This is a genomic window from Stappia sp. WLB 29 (genome assembly GCF_023507705.1).
In the GTDB taxonomy this organism is placed as follows: domain Bacteria; phylum Pseudomonadota; class Alphaproteobacteria; order Rhizobiales; family Stappiaceae; genus Stappia.
Genome location: NZ_JALBGD010000001.1, coordinates 647423 through 670330, shown reverse-complemented (window position 1 = coordinate 670330; position 22908 = coordinate 647423). Strand labels below are relative to the sequence as shown.

Below are 22908 nucleotides of genomic sequence, written 5' to 3'. Positions count from 1 at the left end.
GTAGATACATCCAGGGATTGTGTCCAGAGAAGGCTCTTTGCCAAGCGTTAAGCCGGGCGTGCCCGAGCGTTTGCCGCGCCCATTGCTTCTTCCTTCAAGGATGCGAGCGCAAGGCGGTTACTGCAGGTATCGGGCATGCCTCGACCCATGAGCCGGTCGATCCGACCGAACTGATGCGGGCGGATATGGCGATGTACCGGGCCAGGGCCGAGGGCAAGTTCCGGGCGCTGGAATACCAGCCGCAGATGGAGCCGGCTGGGACGGGCATGCCAGGCAGCCAGCTACGGCCCGCCAGTCACCCCAAACGCGAAAGCAGCGTCTGCAACTCTCCCAGATGTGCCACCTGGTGAAAGCGGTCACGGCCGGCCGGCATGTCGGCGTGTTCCAGCGCCCAAGTGATCTCGTACGGCACATGGACGCCATGGCTGCCGGCATCGAGCGCCGGCACGACGTCCGACTTGAGCGAGTTGCCGACCATCATCGCCCGGGCAGCGCCGTCACCATGGCGCGAGAACAGTGTGCGGTAGGTCTCTGCCGTCTTTTCCGGAACGATCTCGACCGCATCGAAATGCTCGGCAAGACCGGATTCGGCCACCTTGCGCTCCTGGTCGAACAGGTCGCCCTTGGTGATCAGCACCAGACGGAAGTTGCCCGACAGGGCGGACAGCGTTTCTTCCACGTGGGGAAGCGGCTCGACCGGGTGGGAGAGCATCTCGCGTCCCGCGTCCAGGATCTGTCCGATCACGGACGCAGGTGCCTTCCCTCCCGTGACTTCGATGGTCGTCTCGATCATCGACAGGGTGAAGCCTTTCACGCCATAGCCGTAAAGACGCAGGTTGCGCCGTTCCGCCGCGAGCAGGCGCTCCGTCAAGTTGTCCCTGTCGCTGTAGTCTGCGAGCAGCTCGGTGAAGCGCTCCTCCGTCAGGCGGAAATTGCGCTCGTTGTGCCAGAGCGTGTCGTCGGCATCGAAACCGATGGTCGTCAGCGTTGCCATGAACTTTCCTCGCGCAGATCTCAGCCGTCTTCCAGTTCCGCCGAAAGCTCCAGCCACTGCTCCTCCGTGCGGATCAGCTTCTTCTCCAGATAGGCTCGCTCCTTGGCGAACTTCGTCGCCCGCTCCGCATCCTTGCGGAAGAAATCCGGATCGGCGAGCGCCTCGTCGAGCTTGCCGATCTTTTCCTGCAGGCGCGCCATTTCCTTTTCCGCCGCCTGGATTTCCTTGCGCAGCGGCGCCTGGCGGGCGCGCCGCTCGGCCGCCGAGCGGCGCTTTTCCTGGGCCGTGCGATCGTCCTCGAGCTCGGCCGCTGCGGTGGTCCTTGCCGCTTCTCTGCCGTTGCTCCGCTCGCCCTTGTCCTTTTGCAGGATCAGGCGGCGATAGTCTTCCATGTCGCCGTCGAAGCTGCGCACGCCGCCATCGGCGACGAGCCAGAGCCGGTCGGCGCAAGCCTCGACCAGATGGCGGTCGTGCGAGATCAGGATCACTGCGCCGTCGAACTCGTTGACCGCGTGGATCAGCGCCTCGCGGCTCTCGATATCGAGATGGTTCGTCGGCTCGTCGAGGATCAACAGGTGCGGCCCCTCGAAGGTGGCAAGGCCGAGCAGCAGGCGCGCCTTCTCGCCGCCCGACAGGTCGCGCGCCGGAGTCTCCATGCGGCTCGTCGGCAGGCCGAAGCGGGCAACGCGGGCGCGTACCTTGGCCTCCGGCGCATCCGGCATCAGCCGGCGCACATGGGCAACCGGGCTTTCCGCCGGCATCAACTCGTCGAGCTGGTGCTGGGCGAAGAAGGCGACCTTCAGCTTCGCGGCCTTGGTGATCTCGCCGGACTGCCGCTCGAGCCGCCCGGCGATCAGCTTGGCGAAAGTCGACTTGCCGTTGCCGTTGGAGCCGAGCAGGGCAATGCGGTCGTCATTGTCGATGTTGAGCGACAGCCGCGACAGGATGGTCGTGTCGCCATAGCCGACGGCGACGTTTTCCAGCCGGATAATCGGCGGGGCTAGGCGCCCGTCCGGATCGGGAAAGGAGATCGGCAGTGCGTCGGTTTCCACCACCGCGGCGATGGGCTCCATCTTCTCCAGCATCTTCAGCCGGGACTGCGCCTGACGCGCCTTGGTCGCCTTGGCGCGGAAGCGGTCGACGAAGGCCTGCATGTGCTTGCGCTGGGCTTCCTGCTTCTCGCGGTTCTTCTCCTGCAGCAGCAGCGACTCGCGGCGCTGGCGGTCGAAACTGTCGTAGCCGCCGCGATAGAAGGTCAGCTTGAGCTGGTCGAGATGGACGATGGAATCGACCGCCTTGTTGAGCAGGTCGCGGTCGTGGCTGATCAGGAGCACCTGATGCGGATACCGGGCAATGTAGCTTTCCAGCCAGAGCGTGCCTTCCAGGTCGAGATAGTTGGTCGGCTCGTCGAGCAGCAGGAGGTCCGGCTCGGAGAACAGCACGGCCGCCAGCGCAACGCGCATGCGCCAACCGCCGGAAAAGGACGAGCAGGGGCGGGCCTGCGCCTCGGCATCGAAGCCGAGGCCGGCAAGGATGCGGGCCGCACGCGCTTCCGCGGTGTGGGCGTCGATATCGGCAAGGCGGGTGTGGATCTCGGCGATGCGCAGCGGGTCCGTCGCCGTCTCCGCTTCCTCCAGCAGCCGTGCACGCTCGGTGTCGGCGGCCAGCACCACCTCCACAAGCGTCTGTTCGGTCCCCGGAGCCTCCTGCGCCACCTGGCCGATGCGCAGGCCCTTGGGCACGCGGATCTCGCCGCTTTCCGGCGCGCTATCCCCGGTGATCAGGCGAAAGAGAGTGGACTTGCCGGCGCCGTTGCGGCCGATGAAGCCGGTCTTGGCGCCCGAGGGCAGCAGGACGCTCGCTCGCTCGAGAAGCGTGCGTCCGGCAATCCTGTAGGTGAGGTCGGTGATCTGCAGCATGGGCGGATCAATGGCCGGAAATGCGGGGCGGCGCAAGAGGGAGGGGAGCCGCCGCGCAGGCTCGGCGAAAGGCCGATTGCGGGCCGGCGCGAACGCAGCCTAGGATGGAACGCAACCTGTTCCAAAAGAGGGGAAACAGACATGTGCGTTCCAGGATGCCAGGAAGTCGTTGCCCGCCGGCTGAGCCGCCGCGGTCTGCTCAAGGGGCTCGTCGGGACGACGGCGGGAGCAGCCGTCTTCGCCGCCTTTCCGCCGCCGCGCGCGGCCCACGCGGCGGATGTCTCGTTCACCCGTGCCGTCGATCTGACCCATGCGATGGGCGAGGATTTCCCCACCTTCTTCGGCAAACCGCAGCTGCGGATGGAGCGGACCGCGGAGTTCTCCAAGGACGGCTTCAACATGTACCAGTGGCATCTCGACGAGCACACCGGCACGCATCTCGATGCGCCGCTGCATTTTTCCGCCGACGGGGTGGGCGCGGACGAGATCCCGATGGACCAGTTGATCGTGCCGCTGGCGGTCGTCGACATTCGTGAGAAGGCGGCCGCCGATCCCGATCATCAGCTTTCGGTCGAGGATCTCAAGACCTTCGAGGCGGCGCACGGCGCGGTGCCGGCGGGTGGCTGCGTCGCGATGAATTCGGGTTGGGCGCAGCATGTGGCGAGCGAGCGCTATCGCAATGCAGACGGCGAGGGGGCCATGCACTTCCCCGGCTTTTCCAAGGAGGCGTGCCTCTATCTGATGGAGAAGGGCGTGGTCGGCATTGCCGTCGACACGCTGTCTCTCGACCACGGTGCCTCCAAGACATTCGACACCCACTACACCTGGCTGCCGTCCGGGCGTTGGGGGCTGGAGTGCCTTGCCGGCTTGGACGAAGTGCCGGCAACCGGCGCGACGCTGGTCGTCGGCGCACCGAAGATCAAGGGCGCGACGGGCGGCCCGAGCCGGGTCTTTGCGCTGGTCTGATCCGGTCCTGCCGACCGCGAAACGAAAAACCCCCGGCGGATGACGCCGGGGGTTTCCTGTCTTTGCAGAAGATCGCTTGGCCGGAGCCCTGCGGATCAGACCGAGTAGTACATGTCGTACTCGACCGGATGCGGCGTCATCTCGTACCGCATGTTCTCTTCCATCTTCAGCTCGATGTAGGCGTCGATCTGGTCGTCGTCCATGACGCCGCCGGCCTTCAGGAACTCACGGTCGGCGTCGAGCGACTCCAGAGCCTCGCGAAGCGAACCGCAGACGGTCGGAATTTCCTTCAGCTCCTCCGGCGGCAGGTCGTAGAGGTTCTTGTCCATCGCGTCGCCCGGGTGGATCTTGTTCTTGATGCCGTCCAGACCGGCCATCAGCATCGACGCGAAAGCGAGATACGGGTTGGCCGACGGATCCGGGAAGCGGACCTCGATGCGCTTCGCCTTCGGGGAGGAGGTGAAGGGGATGCGGCAGGAGGCCGAGCGGTTGCGCGAGGAGTAGGCCAGCAGCACCGGAGCCTCGTAGCCCGGGACCAGACGCTTGTAGGAGTTGGTCGAGGGGTTGGTGAAGGCGTTCAGGGCCTTGGCATGCTTCAGGATGCCGCCGATGTAGTACAGGCAGCTCTCCGACAGGTCCGCATACTGGTTGCCGGCGAAGACGGGCTTGCCGTCCTTCCAGATCGACTGGTGCACGTGCATGCCGGTGCCGTTGTCGCCGAAGACCGGCTTCGGCATGAAGGTCGCGGTCTTGCCGTAGGCATGGGCGACCTGGTGCACGACGTACTTGTAGATCTGCATCTTGTCGGCGTTGCGGGTCAGCGTGTCGAACTTGATGCCGAGCTCATGCTGGGCCGCAGCCACCTCGTGGTGGTGCTTCTCGACGGTGACGCCCATCTCGGTCAGGACCGTCAGCATCTCGGAGCGGATGTCCTGGCAGCTGTCGATCGGCGGGACCGGGAAGTAGCCGCCCTTGGTGCGCGGACGGTGGCCGAGGTTGCCCGTCTCGTATTCAGAGCCCATGTTCGACGGCAGTTCCATGCTGTCGATCTTGAAGCCGGTGTTGTACGGATCGGCCGAGAAACGCACGTCGTCGAAGATGAAGAACTCGGCTTCCGGGCCAACATACACGGTGTCGCCGATACCGAGCGAGCTGACATAGGCCTCGGCCTTCTTGGCCGTGGTGCGCGGGTCGCGGTTGTAGGCCTCGCCGGAGACCGGATCGATGATGTCGCAGATGATCGAGATGGTCGACTGGGCGAAGAACGGATCGACGTGGACGGTGTCCGGATCGAGCACGAGCGTCATGTCGGACTCGTTGATCGCCTTCCAGCCGGCGATGGAGGAGCCGTCGAAGGCGACGCCTTCAGCGAACATGTCCTCATCGACCAGGCCTGCGTCCATGGTCACGTGCTGCAGCTTGCCGCGCGGATCGGAGAACCGCAGGTCGACGAACTTGATGTCCTTGTCCTTGATCTGCTTGAGAATGTCGCTGGCGCTCGTCATTTAAGATTTTCCCTGTTTTCCTTGGGGTCGGTCCCGTTGGGGTTCTTGCAGATGGGCCGCCTTGGCAGTCCGCTTCTGGACCTGCCGGGCCGCCCGGAAGTTTCGGCCGTAAATTCGGCCAGAGCCTCAGATCGCGTCGGTGCCGGTCTCGCCGGTCCGGATGCGAACGGCCTCCTCGATGGTGGAGACGAAAATCTTGCCGTCGCCGATGCGCCCGGTCTGGGCCGCATTGCGGATCGCCTCGACGGCCTTGTCGACGAGGTCGTCGGTCAGCACGATCTCGACCTTCACCTTGGGAAGGAAGTCGACCACATATTCGGCGCCGCGATAGAGCTCGGTATGGCCCTTCTGGCGGCCGAAGCCCTTGGCCTCGGTCACGGTGATGCCCTGAAGGCCGACCTCCTGGAGAGCCTCCTTGACCTCATCGAGCTTGAACGGCTTGATAATTGCCTCGATTTTTTTCATCGCCTCCGCCACTTCGCGTCATTCGGTTTCGAAATGCCGGCCGTTCCGGGCCTGTGCCATCTCCTGACTAGCATGCACCGTGCCAAGTTTGCTTGCCGAAAAAAGAGCCTGCAAATCGGGCAATTCCAGCAGGGTTTTCCGGGCCGTCCAGCGTCCGGCGTCGAAGCTATGATTAAATACTGTGCGTATTGAACAATAAATAGGCGAATCTGAGCGCGCCAAATCGACCTTAACGGGGGGTGGAGGTCGTCGGGGAGTGCCTCGATCCCGACCTTTTCGCCCAATCGATGGGCAGTCTTCTGCTCCTGGCCGTCCGAAACCGGCTTGCGTGCCTGTGCCATTCGGCCAAACTCGCTTGCCACATGGCGCTTCCGTGCGGGAGCGTGCTCGATAATTCGAGACAGGGAAACGACATGGAGATACGGATGCGGATCGAAGCGCTCGACCACCTGGTCCTGACGGTTGCGGATATCGACGAGACCATCGGCTTCTATTGCGGTGTGCTGGGCATGGAGGAGGAGGTGTTCGGCGGCGGCCGGCGGGCGCTGCATTTCGGCGCGCAGAAGATCAACCTGCACAAGGCGGGGGCGGAGTTTTCCCCTGCCGCGCGCAAGCCTACGGCTGGATCGGGCGATTTGTGTTTTCTGGTGGCCTCGCTTGAGGCGGCGATTGCACGGCTGAAGGAGGCCGGTGTGCCGATCGAGGAGGGGCCCGTCTCGCGCACCGGCGCCCAATCGCCGCTGCGCTCCGTTTATATTCGCGATCCCGACGGCAATCTGATCGAACTGTCCGAGCCGCAGGCGGTGGTGATTGCCGGCGGGAGCACGGGCGCTGGGGGCGGTGCTTGATCGAACTTCTCACTCCGGCCGAGATGGGGCGGGCGGATGCGCTCGCCATTGCCGGCGGCGTGCCGGGCATTGACCTGATGCGGCGGGCGGGGCTGGCGGTGGCCGATGCCTGCAGCCGCATGGCCGGGCATTCGGGGCAGGTTCTGGTGCTGGCCGGTCCCGGCAACAATGGCGGCGACGGATTCGTCGCGGCGAAGGTGCTCCGCCAGCGCGGCTACCGCGTCGAGGTGCTGCTGCTCGGCGATCCCGGCCGGCTGACGGGCGATGCGGCGCAAGCCTTTTCCGAAATGACGGCGGCAGGCCTTCGCGCCGGCGTGCTCTCGCAGGAAACGCTGGGTGTGGTGCCGGGACAGGCGTCTGTGGTGATCGACGCGCTGTTCGGAGCGGGGCTCGCGCGCCCCATCGAGGGTGTGGCGGCCGAGGCTGTCGAGCGGGTGAACGCCTCTCACCTGCCGGTCCTGGCCGTCGACCTGCCATCCGGCGTGAACGGGGCGAGCGGGGAGGCCATGGGGCCGGCGATCCGCGCCAGCCGGACAGTAACGTTCTTCCGCCTGAAACCGGGCCACCTGCTGCTGCCGGGCCGGCTGCTCGCCGGGCGGGTGGAGCTTGCCGATATCGGCATTTCCCCCTCCGTCCTCGGCGAGGTGCATGGCAGCGAGCGGGGAAAGGCCTGGCGCAACGATCCGGCGCTGTGGGGCGCAGGGCTTTGCCCGCCCTCGCTCGACGGGCACAAATATACGCGCGGTCATGCGGTGGTGGTGTCCGGGCCGGCCTTGTCCACCGGAGCGGCGCGGCTGGCCGCCAGCGCTGCGCTCCGGGCCGGGGCCGGGCTCGTCACGGTGGCGACGCCGCCTTCCGCGGCGCTGGTCAATGCCAGCCATCTGACGGCGGTGATGGTGCGCACCTTCCGAAGCAGCGAGGGGCTCTCCGAGATGCTGGCCGACCGGCGGCTGAATGCGGTGGCGCTGGGGCCGGGTGCCGGTGTCGGCGAGGCCACCCGCTCGCTTGCGCTCGTCTGCCTGTCCGGCGAGCGGGCGGTGCTTCTGGACGCCGACGCGATCACATCCTTTTCCGGGCAGGCCGATGTGTTGGCGGCCGCGATTGCCCACCGCACGGGCGAACGGGCGGCCGATGTCGTGCTGACGCCGCATGAGGGGGAGTTCGCGCGGCTTTTTAGCGAGAGTGCTGGAATGACCTCGCGGCTTGACCGGGCACGGGCCGGGGCACGAGCGAGCGGGGCTGTCGTGGTGCTGAAGGGGGCGGACACGGTCGTCGCCGCACCGGATGGGCGCGCGGCGATCAACGACAATGCACCGGCCTGGCTTGCCACAGCCGGCTCCGGCGACGTGCTGTCGGGCATCGTCACCGGCTTCCTGGCGCAGGGGCTGGACGGCTTCCATGCGGCTTGTGCCGGGGTATGGCTGCATGGCCGCGCCGGCGCACTGGCGGGGGCTGCGCTGACGGCGGAGGATCTTGAGCCGGCTCTGCGGCAGGCCTTGGCGGAATTCTTTTCCGGCAAGGGCTGAGCGGAGCGGGGACGCGCGCTCCAGATTGCGCTGCACAGCCTGTCGAGGATCCCCGTTTTTTCTTTGACCCTGCCGGGCGGGGTGCTATAGAGGCCGCGCCTTGACTTCGGGCGCTTTAAGGCACGTCGCGGGCGTGGTGGAACTGGTAGACACGCCAGATTTAGGTTCTGGTGGCGCAAGCCGTGGGGGTTCAAGTCCCTCCGCCCGCACCACGTCAGGCCTTGGGCGATGCGCTCCTGTTTTGGCAGCGAATCCGGTCAAGCAAGCCCAACCGGGCACACAATCACAAGAGCAGTCGGAAAGACGTTCTCGATCTAGGACGAAGCACACGACCATGCAGGTAACCGAAACGCTGGCCGAGGGGCTGAAACGCGAACTGAAAGTCGTCATTCCGGCGTCTGAGCTTGCTAGCCGCCTCGATACGTACCTTGATGACCTCAAGGACAAGGTGAAGATCAAGGGCTTCCGGCCGGGCAAGGTGCCGGCTGCGCACCTGAAGCGCCTCTACGGGCGCCAGGCGACCGCCGAGATCCTCAACGAACTCCTGAACGAGACCACCCGCAAGGCGGTCGAGGAGCGCAACGAGAAGCCGGCGCTGCAGTCCGAGATCGATCTGCCGGACGGCGATGCCGAGGCGATCCTGTCGGGGTCTGCCGACATCTCGTTCAAGTTGAGCTACGACATCCTGCCGGAATTCGAGCTGATCGACTTCAAGACGGTCGAGATCGAGCGTCCGGTCGTCGAGATCTCCGATGCCGAGATCGACGAGCAGATCGCCCAGATCGCCGACAACAACAAGCCGTTCGAGACCAAGGACGGTGCTGCCGAGGAGGGCGACCGCGTCCTCATGAGCTATCTCGGTAAGCTGGACGGCACGCCGTTCGACGGCGGCGCCGACGAGAACGGCCAGTTGGTGCTCGGCTCCAAGCAGTTCATCCCGGGCTTCGAGGAGCAGCTCGTCGGTCTCAAGGCCGGGGACGAGAAGGTCATCGAGGTGTCCTTCCCCGAGGACTATCCGGCCAAGCACCTGGCCGGCAAGGCCGTGACCTTCGACATCGTCGTCAAGGAAGTGCAGGCGCCGGGCGAGGTGAAGATCGATGACGACTTCGCCAAGGGCCTGGGCCTGGAGGGCCTCGACAAGCTGAAGGAGATCATCCGCGGCCAGATCGAGAGCCAGTACGGCGCGATGACCCGCCAGAAGGTGAAGCGTCAGCTGCTCGACAAGCTGGACGAGGTCTATACGTTCGATCTGCCCGAGCGTCTGGTGCAGTCCGAGTTCGACGGCGTGTGGCGCCAGGTCGAGCAGGACATGCAGCGTTCCGGCAAGTCCTTTGAGGACGAGGAGACGACCGAGGAAGAGGCTCGCGGCGAGTACCGCAAGATCGCCGAGCGCCGTGTCCGTCTCGGCCTGGTGCTCTCCGAGGTCGGCGAGCAGAACCAGGTCAAGGTGACCGACGAAGAGGTGCAGCGCGCGCTCTACGACAAGGTTCGCCAGTTCCCGGGCCAGGAGAAGCAGGTCTTCGACTTCTACCGCAGCAATCCGACGGCGCTCGCCAGCCTGCAGGCGCCGATCTACGAGGAAAAGGTCGTCGACTACATCCTCGAGCTTGCCAAGGTCACCGACAAGACGGTCACCAAGGACGAGCTGATGGCGGAAGACGAGGACGAGGCCTGATCCTCGTTCCCCACATGATGGTTTGACGGACCGGCCTCGGATCATCTCCGAGGCCGGATTCGCGAGGAAGGCAGCCTTGATCCTTGCATTTTTAACTCTTGTTCCCGACCCGTCAGCACCTATCTTCCGATACGAGGCGACATCCCTTATGAATGGGTGTCGCTTTTTTCGACTCAAGACCGAGACCGAGACCGTTCCCGGCCGCTGATGAGCGGCAAACCGATTTGAAGAGGCGGCTGCGCGCGAGCGGTGCAGCCCGGGAACGTTCCTCCAAAGCATGGACGAGGCATGAAGGATCCAGTCGATTTCGCCGTGAACTCACTCGTGCCGATGGTCGTCGAGCAGACGAACCGGGGCGAGCGCGCGTTCGATATCTATTCGCGACTCCTCAAGGAGCGCATCATCTTCCTGACCGGACCGATCGAGGATCACCTTGCGACGCTCGTCTGTGCGCAGCTGCTCTATCTCGAGGCCGAGAACCCGACCAAGGAGATCGCCATCTATATCAACTCGCCCGGCGGCTACGTGACGTCGGGCCTGGCGATCTACGACACGATGCAGTTCGTTCGCCCGGAAGTGTCCACGCTGTGCATCGGCCAGGCCGCCTCCATGGGCTCGCTGCTGCTGGCGGCGGGTGCCAAGGGCAGCCGCTTCTCGCTGCCGAACTCGCGGGTGATGGTGCACCAGCCGTCCGGCGGCTTCCGCGGCACCGCCGCGGACATCATGCTGCATGCGCAGGAGATCCTGAGCCTCAAGAAGCGGCTCAACGAGATCTACGTGAAGCACACCGGCCAGTCTCTCGACGCCGTCGAGGAGGCGCTGGAGCGCGACAAGTTCCTGACACCGGAGATGGCCAAGGAGTTCGGCCTGATCGACGGCGTCATCACCAGCCGAGCCGGTCTTGCCGGCGGCGACGACAAGTCTAAGTGACGTAACGGTGCCAGGGCCGGACCCGCCCTCGGGTGGCGTGCGGCGTTCCGTCCGGCCCGTGAAGGCCGGCGTCATGGCTTCGCCTTAAACGTATATTGATTTTTGAGGTGGAAGCATGATGACATTTACGGGACGAGTGCGGGCGGGTCTCTAGTCCGGTTCCGGAAAAGAGAAGAACGGGTTCGTTCTTCTCGCCAGATACAGCGGAAGGACAAGTCCTTCCGAAGCACGCGGGGTTTACCTGATGACTAAGGCCAGCGGCGGCGACTCGAAAAACACGCTCTACTGCTCTTTCTGCGGAAAGAGCCAGCACGAAGTGCGCAAGTTGATCGCCGGCCCGACCGTATTTATCTGCGACGAATGCGTCGAGCTGTGCATGGACATCATCCGCGAGGAGAACAAGTCTTCGCTGGTCAAGTCCCGTGACGGCATTCCGACGCCGCAGGAGATTCGCGGGGTCCTTGACGATTATGTGATCGGCCAGGGTCCGGCGAAGAAGGTGCTTTCGGTCGCGGTGCACAACCACTACAAGCGCCTGAACCATGCGTCGAAGAACAACGACGTCGAACTGGCCAAGTCCAACATCCTGCTCGTAGGCCCGACCGGCTGCGGCAAGACGTTGCTGGCCCAGACGCTCGCGCGCATTCTCGACGTGCCCTTCACCATGGCGGATGCGACCACGCTCACCGAGGCCGGCTATGTCGGCGAGGACGTGGAAAACATCATCCTGAAGCTGCTGCAGTCGGCCGACTACAATGTCGAGCGCGCGCAGCGCGGCATCGTCTATATCGACGAGGTCGACAAGATCAGCCGCAAGGCCGACAATCCCTCGATCACCCGCGACGTCTCGGGCGAGGGCGTGCAGCAGGCCCTGCTGAAGATCATGGAAGGCACCGTGGCTTCCGTGCCGCCGCAGGGCGGGCGCAAGCATCCGCAGCAGGAGTTCCTGCAGGTGGACACGACCAACATCCTGTTCATCTGCGGTGGTGCCTTTGCGGGCCTGGAGAAGATCATCTCCGAGCGCGGCCGCAAGACCTCGATCGGCTTCAAGGCCAATGTGGAGGCGCCTGAGGACCGGCGCACCGGCGAGCTGTTCCAGGAACTGGAGCCCGAGGATCTGCTGAAGTTCGGCCTGATCCCCGAGTTCGTCGGCCGCCTGCCGGTGATCGCGACCCTGGGCGACCTCGACGAGGAAGCCCTGGTGCAGATCCTGACGGAGCCGAAGAACGCCCTGGTCAAGCAGTACCAGCGCCTGTTCGAGATGGAGAATGTCGAGCTGGCGTTCCACGACGAGGCGATGAAGGCGGTGGCCCGCAAGGCGATCGAGCGCAAGACCGGCGCTCGCGGCCTGCGTTCCATCCTGGAGTCGATCCTGCTCGACACCATGTACGAACTGCCGGGCCTGAAGGGCGTCAAGGAGGTGGTGATCTCGGCCGAGGTCGTCACCGGCGAGGCACGCCCGCTCTACATCTACGAGGATCGCGCGGAAAATTCGGCCTCCTCCGCCTGAGGCGGCTTTCCGCGTCTCATCGATCCTGGAAGGCCCCGGTCTGGCAACGGTCCGGGGCCTTTGCCGTCGCAGGATCCCGGTCGGACGAATTGTCAGGTTTCCGCTGCGGCAGAGTTTTAACGGATTTCCCCGGCTTTCTGCCTTTTCCCTCGCGGGGAAGCGCAGATTTTCGGCGAATCAAGCCGGTTTGGGCTTAGACTCAAGGTCAACGCGGGGCGCCCGCGCGGTCAGCGTGCCTTGACACGTTGCGGGGGGCTCGCCACCTATTGGCATAACAGGCAAGCGGGGCGACCGCCGCCGTGCCCGGCAAACGGGGCGAGGGTGGTCGGCCGGTCTGGACGCCAGCTCCCATCGGCCATCGGCCGGGCAGGGGGCAAGATGATCCTGGCACCGCTTCCGTAATGCGCCCGTCGTGTCTGCCACTCCCCGGGGCGGCGGGTTCGCAAGGAAAGGAAGATCCATGACTGATTTCGATGCGCGGACCGAGGGCGAAAGCACCCTCCATGCCGTCCTCCCCTTGCGCGATATCGTCGTGTTCCCGCACATGATCGTGCCGCTGTTCGTCGGCCGCGAGAAGTCGATCCGTGCCCTCGAGGAGGTGATGAGCGCCGACAAGCAGATCCTGCTTGCGACGCAGATCAACGCTTCCGACGACGAGCCTTCGCCCTCCGACATCTACGAGGTCGGCACGCTCGCCACCGTGCTGCAGCTGCTCAAGCTGCCGGACAACACGGTGAAGGTGCTGGTCGAGGGCGTTTCGCGCGCCCGCATCTCGTCCTTCACGGACCGGAGTGACCTGTTCGAGGCGCATGCCGCGGCACTGCCCGACACCGACACCGATACGGTCGAGGTGGAGGCGCTGTCGCGGTCGGTCGTTGCCGAGTTCGACAATTACGTGAAACTCAACAAGAAGGTTTCGCCCGAAGTCCTCGGCGCGATCGGCCAGATCGACGACAATTCCAAGCTCGCCGACACGATCGCCTCGCATCTGGCGGTGAAGATCCCGGAGAAGCAGGAGATCCTTGCGATCACCTCCGTCGCCGGGCGTCTTGAGCGCGTCCTCGGCCTGATGGAGAGCGAGATCTCCGTCCTGCAGGTGGAAAAGCGCATCCGCTCGCGCGTCAAGCGCCAGATGGAGAAGACCCAGCGCGAGTACTATCTGAACGAGCAGATGAAGGCGATCCAGAAGGAGCTCGGTGACGGCGAGGAAGGCCGCGACGAGGTGGCCGAACTGGAAGAGCGCATTGCCAAGACCAAGCTGTCGAAGGAAGCGCGCGAGAAGGCCAATGCGGAGCTGCGCAAGCTCAAGCAGATGAGCCCGATGTCGGCGGAAGCCACGGTCGTGCGCAACTATCTCGACTGGCTGCTGGGTATCCCGTGGGGCAAGAAGGGCAAGGTCAAGCACGACCTCAAGCATGCCCAGGAGGTGCTGGACGCGGACCACTACGGCCTGGAGAAGGTCAAGGACCGCATCGTCGAGTATCTTGCCGTGCAGAAGCGCGCCAACAAGCTGAAGGGCCCGATCCTGTGCCTTGTCGGTCCTCCGGGTGTCGGCAAGACCTCGCTCGGCAAGTCGATCGCCAAGTCGACGGGCCGCGAATTCGTGCGCATGTCGCTCGGCGGCGTGCGTGACGAGGCGGAAATCCGCGGTCACCGGCGCACCTATATCGGCTCGATGCCCGGCAAGGTCATCCAGTCGATGAAGAAGGCGAAGAAGGCCAATCCGCTCTTCCTGCTCGACGAGATCGACAAGATGGGCATGGACTTCCGCGGCGACCCGTCCTCGGCCCTGCTGGAGGTGCTGGATCCGGAGCAGAACTCGTCCTTCATGGATCACTACCTGGAGATCGAGTACGACCTCTCGGACGTGATGTTCGTGACCACGGCCAATACCCTCAACATCCCGGCGCCGCTGATGGACCGGATGGAGATCATCCGCATCGCCGGCTACACCGAAGACGAGAAGGTGCAGATCGCCCGTCGTCACCTGCTGCCCAAGGCGGAGAAGGACCACGGGCTGCGCAAGGGCGAGTTCGAGGTATCGGACGAGGCTCTTCGCAAGGTGATCCGGCGCTACACCCGCGAGGCGGGCGTGCGTAACCTCGAGCGCGAGCTGGCGACGCTGGCCCGTAAGGCGGTCAAGGAGATCCTGATGTCCGAAAAGCCGGCCATCAAGGTCGACGAGGCGGTCGTCGAGGAGTTCCTGGGCGTGCCGCGCTATCGCTACGGCGAAGCCGAGCTTGAGGACCAGGTCGGTGTCGTCACCGGTCTTGCCTGGACCGAAGTGGGGGGCGAACTGCTCACCATCGAGGGCGTCATGATGCCCGGCAAGGGCAAGATGACGGTCACGGGCAACCTGCGCGACGTGATGAAGGAGTCCATCTCGGCTGCTGCGTCCTATGTCCGCTCGCGGGCCGTGGACTTCGGCATCGAGCCGCCGCTGTTCGACAAGCGCGACATCCACGTGCACGTGCCGGAAGGTGCGACGCCGAAGGATGGTCCGTCGGCCGGCATCGCCATGGCCACTGCCGTCATCTCGGTGATGACGGGCATTCCGGTGCGCCGCCATGTGGCGATGACGGGCGAGATCACTCTGCGCGGGCGGATCCTGCCGATCGGCGGTCTGAAGGAGAAGCTGCTGGCTGCGCTGCGGGGCGGCATCACCACGGTGATGATCCCCGAGGACAACGCCAAGGACCTCGCGGACATCCCGGACAACGTCAAGAACGGGCTGGAGATCATCCCGGTCTCGCGGATGGAAGATGTGCTGAAAACCGCGCTGGTTCGCACGCCCGAGCCCATCGAGTGGGATGAGGCAGCGGCCGATGCGGCTGCCAAGGCGGTGGTGCAGGAGGATGACGCGGCCAAGCTCGTCGCCCATTGATCCACCGCTTATTCACAGGAAAAGGGGCGCCGGCGTCAGCGGGCGCCCCTTTGACATGCAAAAAGCCGAAAAATCGCGGATTTCTGCGCTTTTCGGCTTGCCACGGGCGGGATTTCGCAAGACTGTCCCTCCCCGAAGCCTGTCACGAATCGTCGGGCTTGCTGTTTCCAGGAAAGGGACTGCCATGAACAAAAACGACCTGATCGCCGCTGTCGCAGAGAAGACGGGCCTCACCAAGGCGCAGGCCGGCGAGGCTGTCGACGCAGCGCTCGACGCGATCACCGGTACGCTGAAGAGCGGCGGTGAAGTTCGCATCATCGGCTTCGGCAACTTCTCCGTCTCCGAGCGCGCTGCCTCTGAAGGCCGCAACCCGCGCACCGGCGAGACGATCCAGATCCCGGCGTCGAAGACTCCGAAGTTCAAGGCCGGCAAGGGCCTCAAGGACGCCGTCAACGCCTGATTGGCGTGACCGTTCGAACCCTCCGCTGACGGCCCCTGCGGGATGCCCGCCGGGGCCGTTTTGCGTCTGCGACGTGCTTGCCTAGCGGCCTCGTTGCGTCCGGGGCTCTTGGGCTGCGCGTGTGAGCCGGGACGCTCTGTCGTCCAGCGGTTATCACACTGGTTGAATTCGCCGGCGGCTCAGCTTAAAAGGCACCAGCCTTCGGCCTGTCCGCAAGGCTCCTTCCGCGGTGGCTCCGGATCGTTCCGGGCCGCGCCGGACGGGCGGTTAGCTCAGTTGGTAGAGCGCCTCGTTTACACCGAGGATGTCGGGAGTTCGAGTCTCTCACCGCCCACCACGTTTTTCTGATCCGAGTTCTTGTTTCCGTCCGGTGCCCGCTGCTTGACAGGGCGTCCGGACCGCGCGTGGAGCCGTCGCTTCACGCGCTGTTTTTTCAGGAAATCTGCGCGATCACGCGTTCCAGCCGCTCCATCGCGAGCACCCCGGCCTCGATGTCCGGCGCACTCGCCGGCTCGCCGCGCAGCGCCCGTGCCGTGTCGGCCAGCAGGGCGGCATAGCCCTTGTGGTCCTCGTTGGCCGCGGCGGTGAAGTTGGGCGTCCAGGAGAGCGTGTCGCAGGCCGGGTCTAAGGTCGCGGCCGGATCGTCCGCCTTGAACGGCGGGTCGCGGTAGAGCCGCACATCGATGATGTTGTCGATCTCCAGCCGCGCATGGTCGCCCATGATGCGGATTTCTTCCATGGGTGTGCCGCGCGACTGCACCGTGCCCATCACCACATTGCCGATCGTGCCGCCCCTGGTGGTGAAGTTGACATGCAGCAGCAGCTTGCCCGGCGCTGGGCTTACTGATCGCACCAGCATGTCGCCGAAGTCCTCGCCGGCGAACCAGGGGATGAGGTCCATGTAGTGGACGCAGTGATGCAGGAAGAAGCCGGTATAGTCCGGCTCGCCGACGAAATAGGTCGGTGCGGTCATGTAGCTGCCGGTGATGCCGAGCACCTTGCCGAAACTGCCACCGTCCAGCACGTTGCGGGCGATCCTGTTGCCGGTCGAATAGCGCTTCATGAAGCCGACGATGACCGGCTTGCCGGCCTTCTGCGAGGCCGCCGCCACCTCGCGTGCGCCGGCCGCGTCGGCTGCCGGCGGCTTTTCCATGAAGACCGGCAGGCCCTTCTCCAGCGCCGCGATGGAGGCGAGCCGGTGCAGCTCTGGCCCGACGGCCATGCCGATGGCGTCCAGCCCCGGCTGGGCGATCAGATCGCGATAGTCCTGATGCAGGGCGGCGACGCCGTAATTTGCCGCCGCCTCGCCGAGGGCTTCCGCATCGCGGTCGCAGAGCGCGGCGATGCGGAAGCCGTTGCGGCCCAGCTGCGGCAGCAGCATCTGCCGTGCGTGGCGGCCGCAGCCGATCCAGCCGATATCGATCATTGGTCGACCTCCGCCAGCGCCAGCGCGTTGCGGATGACCCCGAGGCCGGCCATCAGCTTCTCGCTCTCGTCTTCGCGCGGCGCGCGCCAATGGGCGATGGGCAGCGCCACGCGGTCGTCGGCGCGGCGGAAGGGCTCCAGCGAGATCGGCCCCTTGTAGCCGACCTGATGCAGCGCCCGCATCACCGCCGGCCAGTCGATATGGCCGGTGCCGGGGTGCCCGCGATGGTTCTCGTTGGCCTGGAAATGAACGATGCGATTGCCGGCGGCGCGGATCGCGTCGGGGATCGAGCGGTCCTCCATGTTCATGTGGAACGTGTCGAGCATCAGGCCGAGGCCGGCATCGCCGACCGCGTCCACCACCTCGATCGCCTGCCGTGTCGTCGAGATCACGTCGGTCTCGAACCGGTTCAGCGCTTCCAGCGCCAGCACCTTGCCGGCGGAGCGTGCGACGGCCGCTGCCTGCTTCAGCCCGTCGACGGTGCGCTCGGCGCGGGCCGCGATGTCGGCATCGCTGCGCGGCACGGGCGGGCGGCCCGCAAAGACCATCGGCTCGCCGTAGAGCGGGCCGCCGATCATCCGGGCGCCGAGCCCGTCCGCGACCTCGACGCAGCGCTTGAGGTAGTCGAGCCCGCCCTGGCGGTTCGCGGGGTCGTCCGAGGCGATGGAACGGGTCGGCGAGACGCGCGCGGCGAGTACCAGGAAGAGGCTGGCGTCCTCGGCGGCGCGGCGTGTCTCGGCAAGGTCGAGCCCGTCCTCGGGCTCGGGCACCAGCAGCTCGACGAAGTCGAAGCCGAGCTTTGCCGCCCTTGCGAAATGATGCAGGTCAGCGCCCGTGAAGGGGCGGGCGAACTGCATGGAGATGATGCCAATCGGGTTCTTCAAGAGGAGGGTCCTTTCGAGGCTCAGCCCTTCACCGCGCCCTGGGTGAGGCCGGAGATGAGGCGTTTCTGGACGAGCAGGAAGAGAACGGTCGCGGGCATGGCGCCGATGATGCCGCCGGCGGTGAGCAGGCCCCACTGGACCTCGTATTCGCCGATCAGGGTCTGCACCGCGACGGTGATGGTGCGCACGTTGCGGCCGCCGAGCGTCAGCGCGTAGAGGTACTCGTTCCAGGCGGTGATGAAGATGTAGATGCCGGTCGCGACGATGCCTGGTGCGCAGAGCGGCAGGATCACCCGGCGCAGGGCGCCGAGCCGCGTGCAGCCGTCGGTCATCGCCGCCTCGTCGAGCGAGCGCGGAATGCCGTTCATGTAGCTGACCATCATCCAGACCGAGAAGGGGATGGCGATGGTCGAGTTGGCGATGATGAGCGCTGCGTGGGTGTCGAGCAGGCCGAGCACGCGCATCAGCACGAAGAGCGGCAGGATCAGCAGCACGAGCGGGAACATGTTGATGAGCAGGAACTGCATCATCAACAGGCGCTTGGCCCGGAACTCGAAGCGCGAGAACGAATAGGCGGCGGTGATCGACAGGGAGAGGCCAACGACGACCGTGCCGCCCGCCACGATCAGGCTGTCGAGCAGGTTGCGGCCGAAACCGACGGTGCGGAACAGGCGGGCATAGTTTTCGAACGTCGCGCCGAGGATCGACGGACCTTCCGTGAAAAGCCTGGCCTCCGGCGTCACCGAGGTGAGGAACATCCAGGCATAAGGTCCGAGCGTGAAGGCGAGGATCGTCAGCATCGGCAGGTCGACGGTCAGGATCCGCCGCCACAGGGGGAGCTTGCGCAGTCTCATCGGCTCACCGCCTTTCCGGTGCGGCGCAGGTAGACGAGCACGACCACCATCAGCAGCAGGGTGAACAGGACGGCCAGCGCCGAGCCGTAGCCGAAGTCGAGATTGGTGCGGGACTTGACGAAGGCGTAGAGCGGCAGGGTGTAGGTGCTGTAGCCAGGGCCGCCGCCGGTCATGACGAAGATGACATCGAAGGAATTGGCGACCCAGATCATCCGCAGGAGGATTGCCGTCACCAGGACGCCGGAGATGCCGGGCAGGGTGATGTGCCAGAACTGGCGCCAGGTGCTGGCCCCGTCGATGGCCGCGGCCTCGTAATAGCTGCGCGGGATCGACTGCAGGCCGGCCAGGATCATGACCGCGAAGAAGGGGAAGCCCTGCCAGGTCAGCGTCAGGATGATGGCACCGAGCGCGGTGTCCGGCCGGGCGAGCCAGGGCACCGCCTGCTCGATCAGCCCGAGGCGCAGCAGGAAGTCGTTCATCAGTCCGTAGTTGCTGTCGTAGATCCACACCCACATCAGCGCGATGACGACCGACGGCAGGGCCCAGGGGATAATGATCAGAGCGCGGGCGAGCGGGCGCCAGGGAAAGTCCTGGTTCAGCAGCAGGGCGGTGGCGAGGCCGAGCAGCACCTGCGCCGGGATCGTGATGCCGATCCAGATCGCGGTGTGCCGCAGGGATATCCAGAACACCTCGTCGGCCAGCGCCTTGCGGAAATTGTCGAGCCCGACGAACTCGAAATGGTTCGGCCGGAACAGCACGTAGTCGTGCAGGCTCATCCATGCGGTCTGCACCATCGGGAAGAAGACGATGGCCAGCGTCACCAGCACCGCCGGGGACAACATGGCGTAAGGGAGCACGCGCCGGCCGAGCGGGCGCCCGGTCGGCCCGGCATCGGGAACGGTTGTATCGGTCATGGTCTGGCCGTCGGCTGGATCAGCGGGGGCGGCCGAACCCGGCCGCATGCCCTGAAAAACTGATCGGTTCCAGAATGCCGGAGCCGATGCCCGCACCCGGTAGGGCGCCGGCGGCTCCAGGGGGCGACGGGCGGCGGCGGCCTGCGCCCCGCCCGTCGCTGTCAGGGGATAGTCGCTTACTGTGCGTAGAGCTCGGCGATCTTCTCGTTCATCTCCTGCGCCGTGATCTCGCCGGTCAGCGCGCGCTGCATGTTGACCGGCCAGACGGTGTTCACGAAGTCGGAGGTCTGCGAGACGTTCGGCAGCAGGTGGGCATAGGGAAGGGAGTCCACCGTCGCCTTGACGAAGCGCTGCGGGTGCAGCGACCAGCTCTCGGCATCCGACTTGACCACCGGCAGCTGGCCGGTCGCCTCGTTGAACCTGGCGTTGTTGACCGGCGAGGAGAGGAAGGAGATCCACTTCCAGGCCGCATCCTTGTCGGAGGCCGAGGAGAGGACCGCGGTGCTCTCGTCGCCGAAGGAGGTCCAGCGGCCGCCGCCGCATTCGGGCACCGGCGCGGCCGAGACCTTGTCGCCCAGAACCTCGACGATGCCGTTGGCCGAGCCGATGTGGTGGATGGTCATCGCCGTCTTGCCGGCCTTGAAGGCGCCGAGGATTTCCTGGAAGCCGTCATTGGGCGCGGAGGGCGGGAAGACGCCGTCCTGTCGGAACAGGTCGACCACGTACTGGGTGCCGGCAATCCCCGCATCGGAGGTCAGCCCCTCCTCGAGGCTGACGCCCTCGTGGGAGAGGGTAAAGCTCGCCCAGTGGTCGTGGCCGCCCTTGCCGCCCCGGAAGCCGAAGCCGTAGACGTCCGGCGAGCCGTCGCCGTTGGTGTCCCGGGTCAAGGCCTTGGCGACATCGCGGAATTCGTCGCAGGTCGTCGGCACCTTGAGGCCGAGCTCGTCCAGCATGTCCTGGCGATAGTAGAGGTAGAGCACGACATACTGGACGGGGAGATAGTAGGTCTCGCCATCGGCGGCCTTCGTGAGGTTCAGCAGGTTGTCCTCGAGGCCGTCCTTGCCGTCCCAGGCATCGATGCGCGCGCCGATCGGCTCCAGCGCGCCCATCTCGACGAGGCGCGGCTGGGCGAACATCTTGACCATCGCCGCGTCGGGGGCATTGCCGCCGATGATCGCGGTGTAGAGATTGTCGTAGTAGCTGTTCCAGGGAATGTTTTCGGCTTCGACCTTGATGCCCGGATTCTGCTTCTCGAACTCGGCGACGAGCTCGTCCATCGGGTTGTCGGCATTGTCGAAATGGTACCAGAAGCGCACCGTGCTGTCGGCGTGGGCAAGGCTGGCCATCAGCGTCAGAGCGCTGGCGGCAACGGCGAATTTCCTGAACATTTTCATTGTCTTGGTTCCTCCCTGGATTTTAAGGCCGCTCCTCAGCCGGCCCGTTTTCTGAAGACGGCGCCGGCCCTTTGGAAGGCGTCGCGCGCCTCCGGCAGGGCCAGTGCCATCTGCATGAAGCCGTGGACGACGCCCTCGAACAGGTCGAAGGGGTCGTCGCGGCCGAGCGCGCGAAGGCGCGCGGCCAGACGTTCGGTGTCGCTGCACAGGGGGTCGAGCCCGGCGGCGTTGAGATAAAGCGGGGGCAGGGCGGCAAGCGCCGCATCGCTTGCCGCCAGCGGGGATACGGCCGGTCTTTCGCGCAGTTCGCGGGCCGCATACCAGTTCCAGTAGCGCTGCATTTTCGCCCGGGTGAGGCCCGGTCCGTCCGCGTACAACTCGTAGGACGGGCTCGAGAAGTCGGCGCCGTAGACCCCGTAGAAGAGCAGCGCCTGGGCGGGCAGGGCGCCGCCTTCCTCGATGAGCCGTAGCATCGCCGCCAGCGCCAGGTTGGCGCCCGCGCTGTCGCCGGCCATCGACCAGCGAAGCTCCGTATCGCGCGCGGCCCAGGCCGCCAGCACGTCTTCCAGCCCGTGGGGATAAGGATGCTCGGGGGCAAGGCGATACTCGACGGTGAGGACGCGCGCGCCGGTCGCATTGGCGATGCGCCGGGCAGCGCACTCATGGGTCGCGGCGGAGCAGAAGGCCCAGCCGCCACCATGGACATGGAGGATCGCATCGCGCCCCGTGTCGCCCTCCGGGACGACGAGACGTGCCGGCAATCCGGCATGCATCAGGGTGCGGCTTTCGGCGACCGGCGGCAGGTCCTCGTTCCAGCGGATATTGGTGAGCGCGGCCAGCGCTCGGCCGGCCTGCGGCTCCAAGGTGGTGGGATCTGCAAGGCCGCGATCTTCCTGCGCGAGGCGGTCGAGAACGGCGCGCATGGCCGGGCTGGGCTGGCGACGAGGGGTCACGCTCCGGCCTCCTCGGTGAGATCGGGGCCGAAGTCGACGATGGTGGAGATGTGGTGGCCGAGCACGGCGCGCAGCCGCTCCAGATCGCCGTCCTTGAGCGCGTCGATGATGGGGACATGCCGCTCGGCCGTTTCCTCCAGCGCCCGGTTCGGCTGGGAATTCATGATCTTGTAGCGGTGATTGTGGATGAGGCAGCGGGTCAGGATCGGCACCACGAGGGGCAGGTCGGCGGCCGCGAACAAGGTGGTGTGGAAGGCGCGGTCATGCACCGAGAGCCGGTACTCGTCGCCGTCGCGGGCGGCGTTCCGCATGGCGTTCAGTTCGTCGTGGAGTTGGCCGACGAGGCCGCGGCCGGAATTGCGCAGCACTTCTTCCAGATAGGTGCACTCCACCTCGCGGCGGATGTTGATAAGCGCACGGGCATCGGCGGCACGGCAGGGGGCGACCAGCGTGCCGCGATGGGGCAGGCGCTTGACCAGCCCTTCCTCGGACAGCTGCATCAAGGCTTCGCGCACGGTGCTCTGGCTGCACTGGAAGCGCTGGGCCAGTTCCATCTCGGTCAGGGAGGAGTCCGGCGGCAACTCGCCGAGCACGATTTCCTTCTGCAGGGCGACGAAGACGGCATGGCTGCGCCGGCTCGACTGCCGGGGGACAAGATCCATCACGGATGCGGTCGAGAAGCTCTCAACGGCCATCTGATACCGGCTCCCTGCTTGCCACCGAACGTCGTCGGCCGCCCCTCTCGCGCCGGCCCCGCCAGCCTGTCCGGTCGGGGTTGCGCTTCATTATCGATATCGATAA

Annotated in this window: 19 protein-coding genes and 2 tRNA genes; 10 read left to right on the top strand and 11 right to left on the bottom strand. The window is 65.6% G+C overall.

All coding sequences use genetic code 11. The features are described 5' to 3' along the window. Window positions 1–295 precede the first annotated feature (295 nt). Together MNI96_RS03095 and MNI96_RS03090 are read right to left on the bottom strand one after the other, a co-directional pair. Complete coding sequence (locus MNI96_RS03095) at window positions 296–994, bottom strand: HAD family hydrolase (RefSeq protein WP_249690275.1); 699 nt, start codon at window positions 992–994, stop codon at window positions 296–298. Window positions 995–1014: 20 nt separating this feature from the next. After that, window positions 1015–2913, bottom strand: coding sequence for an ABC-F family ATP-binding cassette domain-containing protein (locus MNI96_RS03090; protein WP_249690272.1), 1899 nt, complete (start codon window positions 2911–2913; stop codon window positions 1015–1017). 141 nt (window positions 2914–3054) lie between these two features. Here MNI96_RS03090 and MNI96_RS03085 point away from each other — a divergent pair, with 141 nt between their 5' ends. Then, a complete protein-coding gene (locus tag MNI96_RS03085) occupies window positions 3055–3879 on the top strand; it encodes a cyclase family protein (protein WP_249690270.1) in 825 nt (274 codons plus the stop codon). A gap of 95 nt (window positions 3880–3974) precedes the next feature. Here MNI96_RS03085 and glnA read toward each other — a convergent pair whose 3' ends face one another. Both glnA and MNI96_RS03075 read right to left on the bottom strand, forming a co-directional pair. After that, complete coding sequence (gene glnA / locus MNI96_RS03080; protein ID WP_249690268.1) at window positions 3975–5384, bottom strand: type I glutamate--ammonia ligase; 1410 nt, start codon at window positions 5382–5384, stop codon at window positions 3975–3977. A 126-nt stretch (window positions 5385–5510) separates the two neighbouring features. Further along, a complete protein-coding gene (locus tag MNI96_RS03075) occupies window positions 5511–5849 on the bottom strand; it encodes a P-II family nitrogen regulator (RefSeq protein WP_067218098.1) in 339 nt (112 codons plus the stop codon). A gap of 425 nt (window positions 5850–6274) precedes the next feature. Between MNI96_RS03075 and MNI96_RS03070 the strand changes: the two genes are divergently transcribed. The 9 genes from MNI96_RS03070 (at window position 6275) to MNI96_RS03030 (ending at window position 16019) form a co-directional block, all read left to right on the top strand. Continuing rightward, entirely contained in the window at window positions 6275–6697 is a 423-nt protein-coding gene (locus MNI96_RS03070; protein WP_249690411.1) for a VOC family protein, read from the top strand. Next, window positions 6697–8223 (top strand): NAD(P)H-hydrate dehydratase, encoded by a 1527-nt coding sequence (locus tag MNI96_RS03065; RefSeq protein ID WP_249690410.1) that lies wholly within the window; start codon window positions 6697–6699, stop codon window positions 8221–8223. The genes MNI96_RS03070 and MNI96_RS03065 overlap by 1 nt, the downstream gene beginning before the upstream one ends. A gap of 127 nt (window positions 8224–8350) precedes the next feature. After that, a tRNA-Leu gene (locus tag MNI96_RS03060) sits at window positions 8351–8435 on the top strand. A 122-nt stretch (window positions 8436–8557) separates the two neighbouring features. Beyond that, entirely contained in the window at window positions 8558–9898 is a 1341-nt protein-coding gene (tig, locus tag MNI96_RS03055) for a trigger factor (RefSeq protein WP_249690266.1), read from the top strand. Between the two features lie 288 nt (window positions 9899–10186). Next, a complete protein-coding gene (locus MNI96_RS03050; RefSeq protein ID WP_158192557.1) occupies window positions 10187–10828 on the top strand; it encodes an ATP-dependent Clp protease proteolytic subunit in 642 nt (213 codons plus the stop codon). Window positions 10829–11072: 244 nt separating this feature from the next. After that, the gene (clpX, locus tag MNI96_RS03045; protein ID WP_249690264.1) at window positions 11073–12338 is read left to right on the top strand and encodes an ATP-dependent Clp protease ATP-binding subunit ClpX; all 1266 of its coding nucleotides are present in this window, start codon (window positions 11073–11075) and stop codon (window positions 12336–12338) included. A 460-nt stretch (window positions 12339–12798) separates the two neighbouring features. After that, entirely contained in the window at window positions 12799–15222 is a 2424-nt protein-coding gene (gene lon, locus MNI96_RS03040; RefSeq protein ID WP_249690262.1) for an endopeptidase La, read from the top strand. A 184-nt stretch (window positions 15223–15406) separates the two neighbouring features. Beyond that, a complete protein-coding gene (hbs, locus tag MNI96_RS03035; protein WP_067215746.1) occupies window positions 15407–15682 on the top strand; it encodes a non-specific DNA-binding protein Hbs in 276 nt (91 codons plus the stop codon). 261 nt (window positions 15683–15943) lie between these two features. Then, window positions 15944–16019, top strand: a tRNA-Val gene (locus MNI96_RS03030). Window positions 16020–16115: 96 nt separating this feature from the next. On the opposite strand, the gene MNI96_RS03025 is transcribed toward MNI96_RS03030, so the two are convergent. The 7 genes from MNI96_RS03025 to MNI96_RS02995 all read right to left on the bottom strand — a co-directional run bounded on the left by MNI96_RS03025 (window position 16116) and on the right by MNI96_RS02995 (window position 22802). Continuing rightward, the gene (locus MNI96_RS03025) at window positions 16116–17108 is read right to left on the bottom strand and encodes a Gfo/Idh/MocA family protein (protein WP_249690260.1); all 993 of its coding nucleotides are present in this window, start codon (window positions 17106–17108) and stop codon (window positions 16116–16118) included. Continuing rightward, complete coding sequence (locus MNI96_RS03020) at window positions 17105–17992, bottom strand: sugar phosphate isomerase/epimerase family protein (protein ID WP_249690257.1); 888 nt, start codon at window positions 17990–17992, stop codon at window positions 17105–17107. The genes MNI96_RS03025 and MNI96_RS03020 overlap by 4 nt, the downstream gene beginning before the upstream one ends. Before the next feature lie 20 nt (window positions 17993–18012). Continuing rightward, on the bottom strand, window positions 18013–18846 hold the full coding sequence (locus MNI96_RS03015; protein ID WP_249690255.1) for a carbohydrate ABC transporter permease: 834 nt from the start codon (window positions 18844–18846) through the stop codon (window positions 18013–18015). Further along, entirely contained in the window at window positions 18843–19760 is a 918-nt protein-coding gene (locus tag MNI96_RS03010; RefSeq protein ID WP_249690253.1) for a carbohydrate ABC transporter permease, read from the bottom strand. The genes MNI96_RS03015 and MNI96_RS03010 overlap by 4 nt, the downstream gene beginning before the upstream one ends. Before the next feature lie 176 nt (window positions 19761–19936). Beyond that, complete coding sequence (locus MNI96_RS03005) at window positions 19937–21154, bottom strand: ABC transporter substrate-binding protein (protein ID WP_249690251.1); 1218 nt, start codon at window positions 21152–21154, stop codon at window positions 19937–19939. Between the two features lie 35 nt (window positions 21155–21189). Further along, entirely contained in the window at window positions 21190–22107 is a 918-nt protein-coding gene (locus MNI96_RS03000) for an alpha/beta hydrolase (protein WP_249690249.1), read from the bottom strand. Beyond that, window positions 22104–22802: a GntR family transcriptional regulator gene (locus tag MNI96_RS02995; RefSeq protein WP_249690247.1), complete on the bottom strand. Its 699-nt coding sequence runs from the start codon at window positions 22800–22802 to the stop codon at window positions 22104–22106. The genes MNI96_RS03000 and MNI96_RS02995 overlap by 4 nt, the downstream gene beginning before the upstream one ends. Window positions 22803–22908: the final 106 nt, after the last annotated feature.

Bases quoted from the DNA above. Each gene is read 5' to 3' on its own strand.
- MNI96_RS03095 (WP_249690275.1), bottom strand. From the start codon at position 994: ATGGCAACGCTGACGACCATCGGTTTCGATGCCGACGACACGCTCTGG.
- MNI96_RS03090 (WP_249690272.1), bottom strand. From the start codon at position 2,913: ATGCTGCAGATCACCGACCTCACCTACAGGATTGCCGGACGCACGCTT.
- MNI96_RS03085 (WP_249690270.1), top strand. From the start codon at position 3,055: ATGTGCGTTCCAGGATGCCAGGAAGTCGTTGCCCGCCGGCTGAGCCGC.
- glnA (WP_249690268.1), bottom strand. From the start codon at position 5,384: ATGACGAGCGCCAGCGACATTCTCAAGCAGATCAAGGACAAGGACATC.
- MNI96_RS03075 (WP_067218098.1), bottom strand. From the start codon at position 5,849: ATGAAAAAAATCGAGGCAATTATCAAGCCGTTCAAGCTCGATGAGGTC.
- MNI96_RS03070 (WP_249690411.1), top strand. From the start codon at position 6,275: ATGCGGATCGAAGCGCTCGACCACCTGGTCCTGACGGTTGCGGATATC.
- tig (WP_249690266.1), top strand. From the start codon at position 8,558: ATGCAGGTAACCGAAACGCTGGCCGAGGGGCTGAAACGCGAACTGAAA.
- MNI96_RS03050 (WP_158192557.1), top strand. From the start codon at position 10,187: ATGAAGGATCCAGTCGATTTCGCCGTGAACTCACTCGTGCCGATGGTC.
- clpX (WP_249690264.1), top strand. From the start codon at position 11,073: ATGACTAAGGCCAGCGGCGGCGACTCGAAAAACACGCTCTACTGCTCT.
- lon (WP_249690262.1), top strand. From the start codon at position 12,799: ATGACTGATTTCGATGCGCGGACCGAGGGCGAAAGCACCCTCCATGCC.
- hbs (WP_067215746.1), top strand. From the start codon at position 15,407: ATGAACAAAAACGACCTGATCGCCGCTGTCGCAGAGAAGACGGGCCTC.
- MNI96_RS03025 (WP_249690260.1), bottom strand. From the start codon at position 17,108: ATGATCGATATCGGCTGGATCGGCTGCGGCCGCCACGCACGGCAGATG.
- MNI96_RS03015 (WP_249690255.1), bottom strand. From the start codon at position 18,846: ATGAGACTGCGCAAGCTCCCCCTGTGGCGGCGGATCCTGACCGTCGAC.
- MNI96_RS03010 (WP_249690253.1), bottom strand. From the start codon at position 19,760: ATGACCGATACAACCGTTCCCGATGCCGGGCCGACCGGGCGCCCGCTC.
- MNI96_RS03005 (WP_249690251.1), bottom strand. From the start codon at position 21,154: ATGAAAATGTTCAGGAAATTCGCCGTTGCCGCCAGCGCTCTGACGCTG.
- MNI96_RS02995 (WP_249690247.1), bottom strand. From the start codon at position 22,802: ATGGCCGTTGAGAGCTTCTCGACCGCATCCGTGATGGATCTTGTCCCC.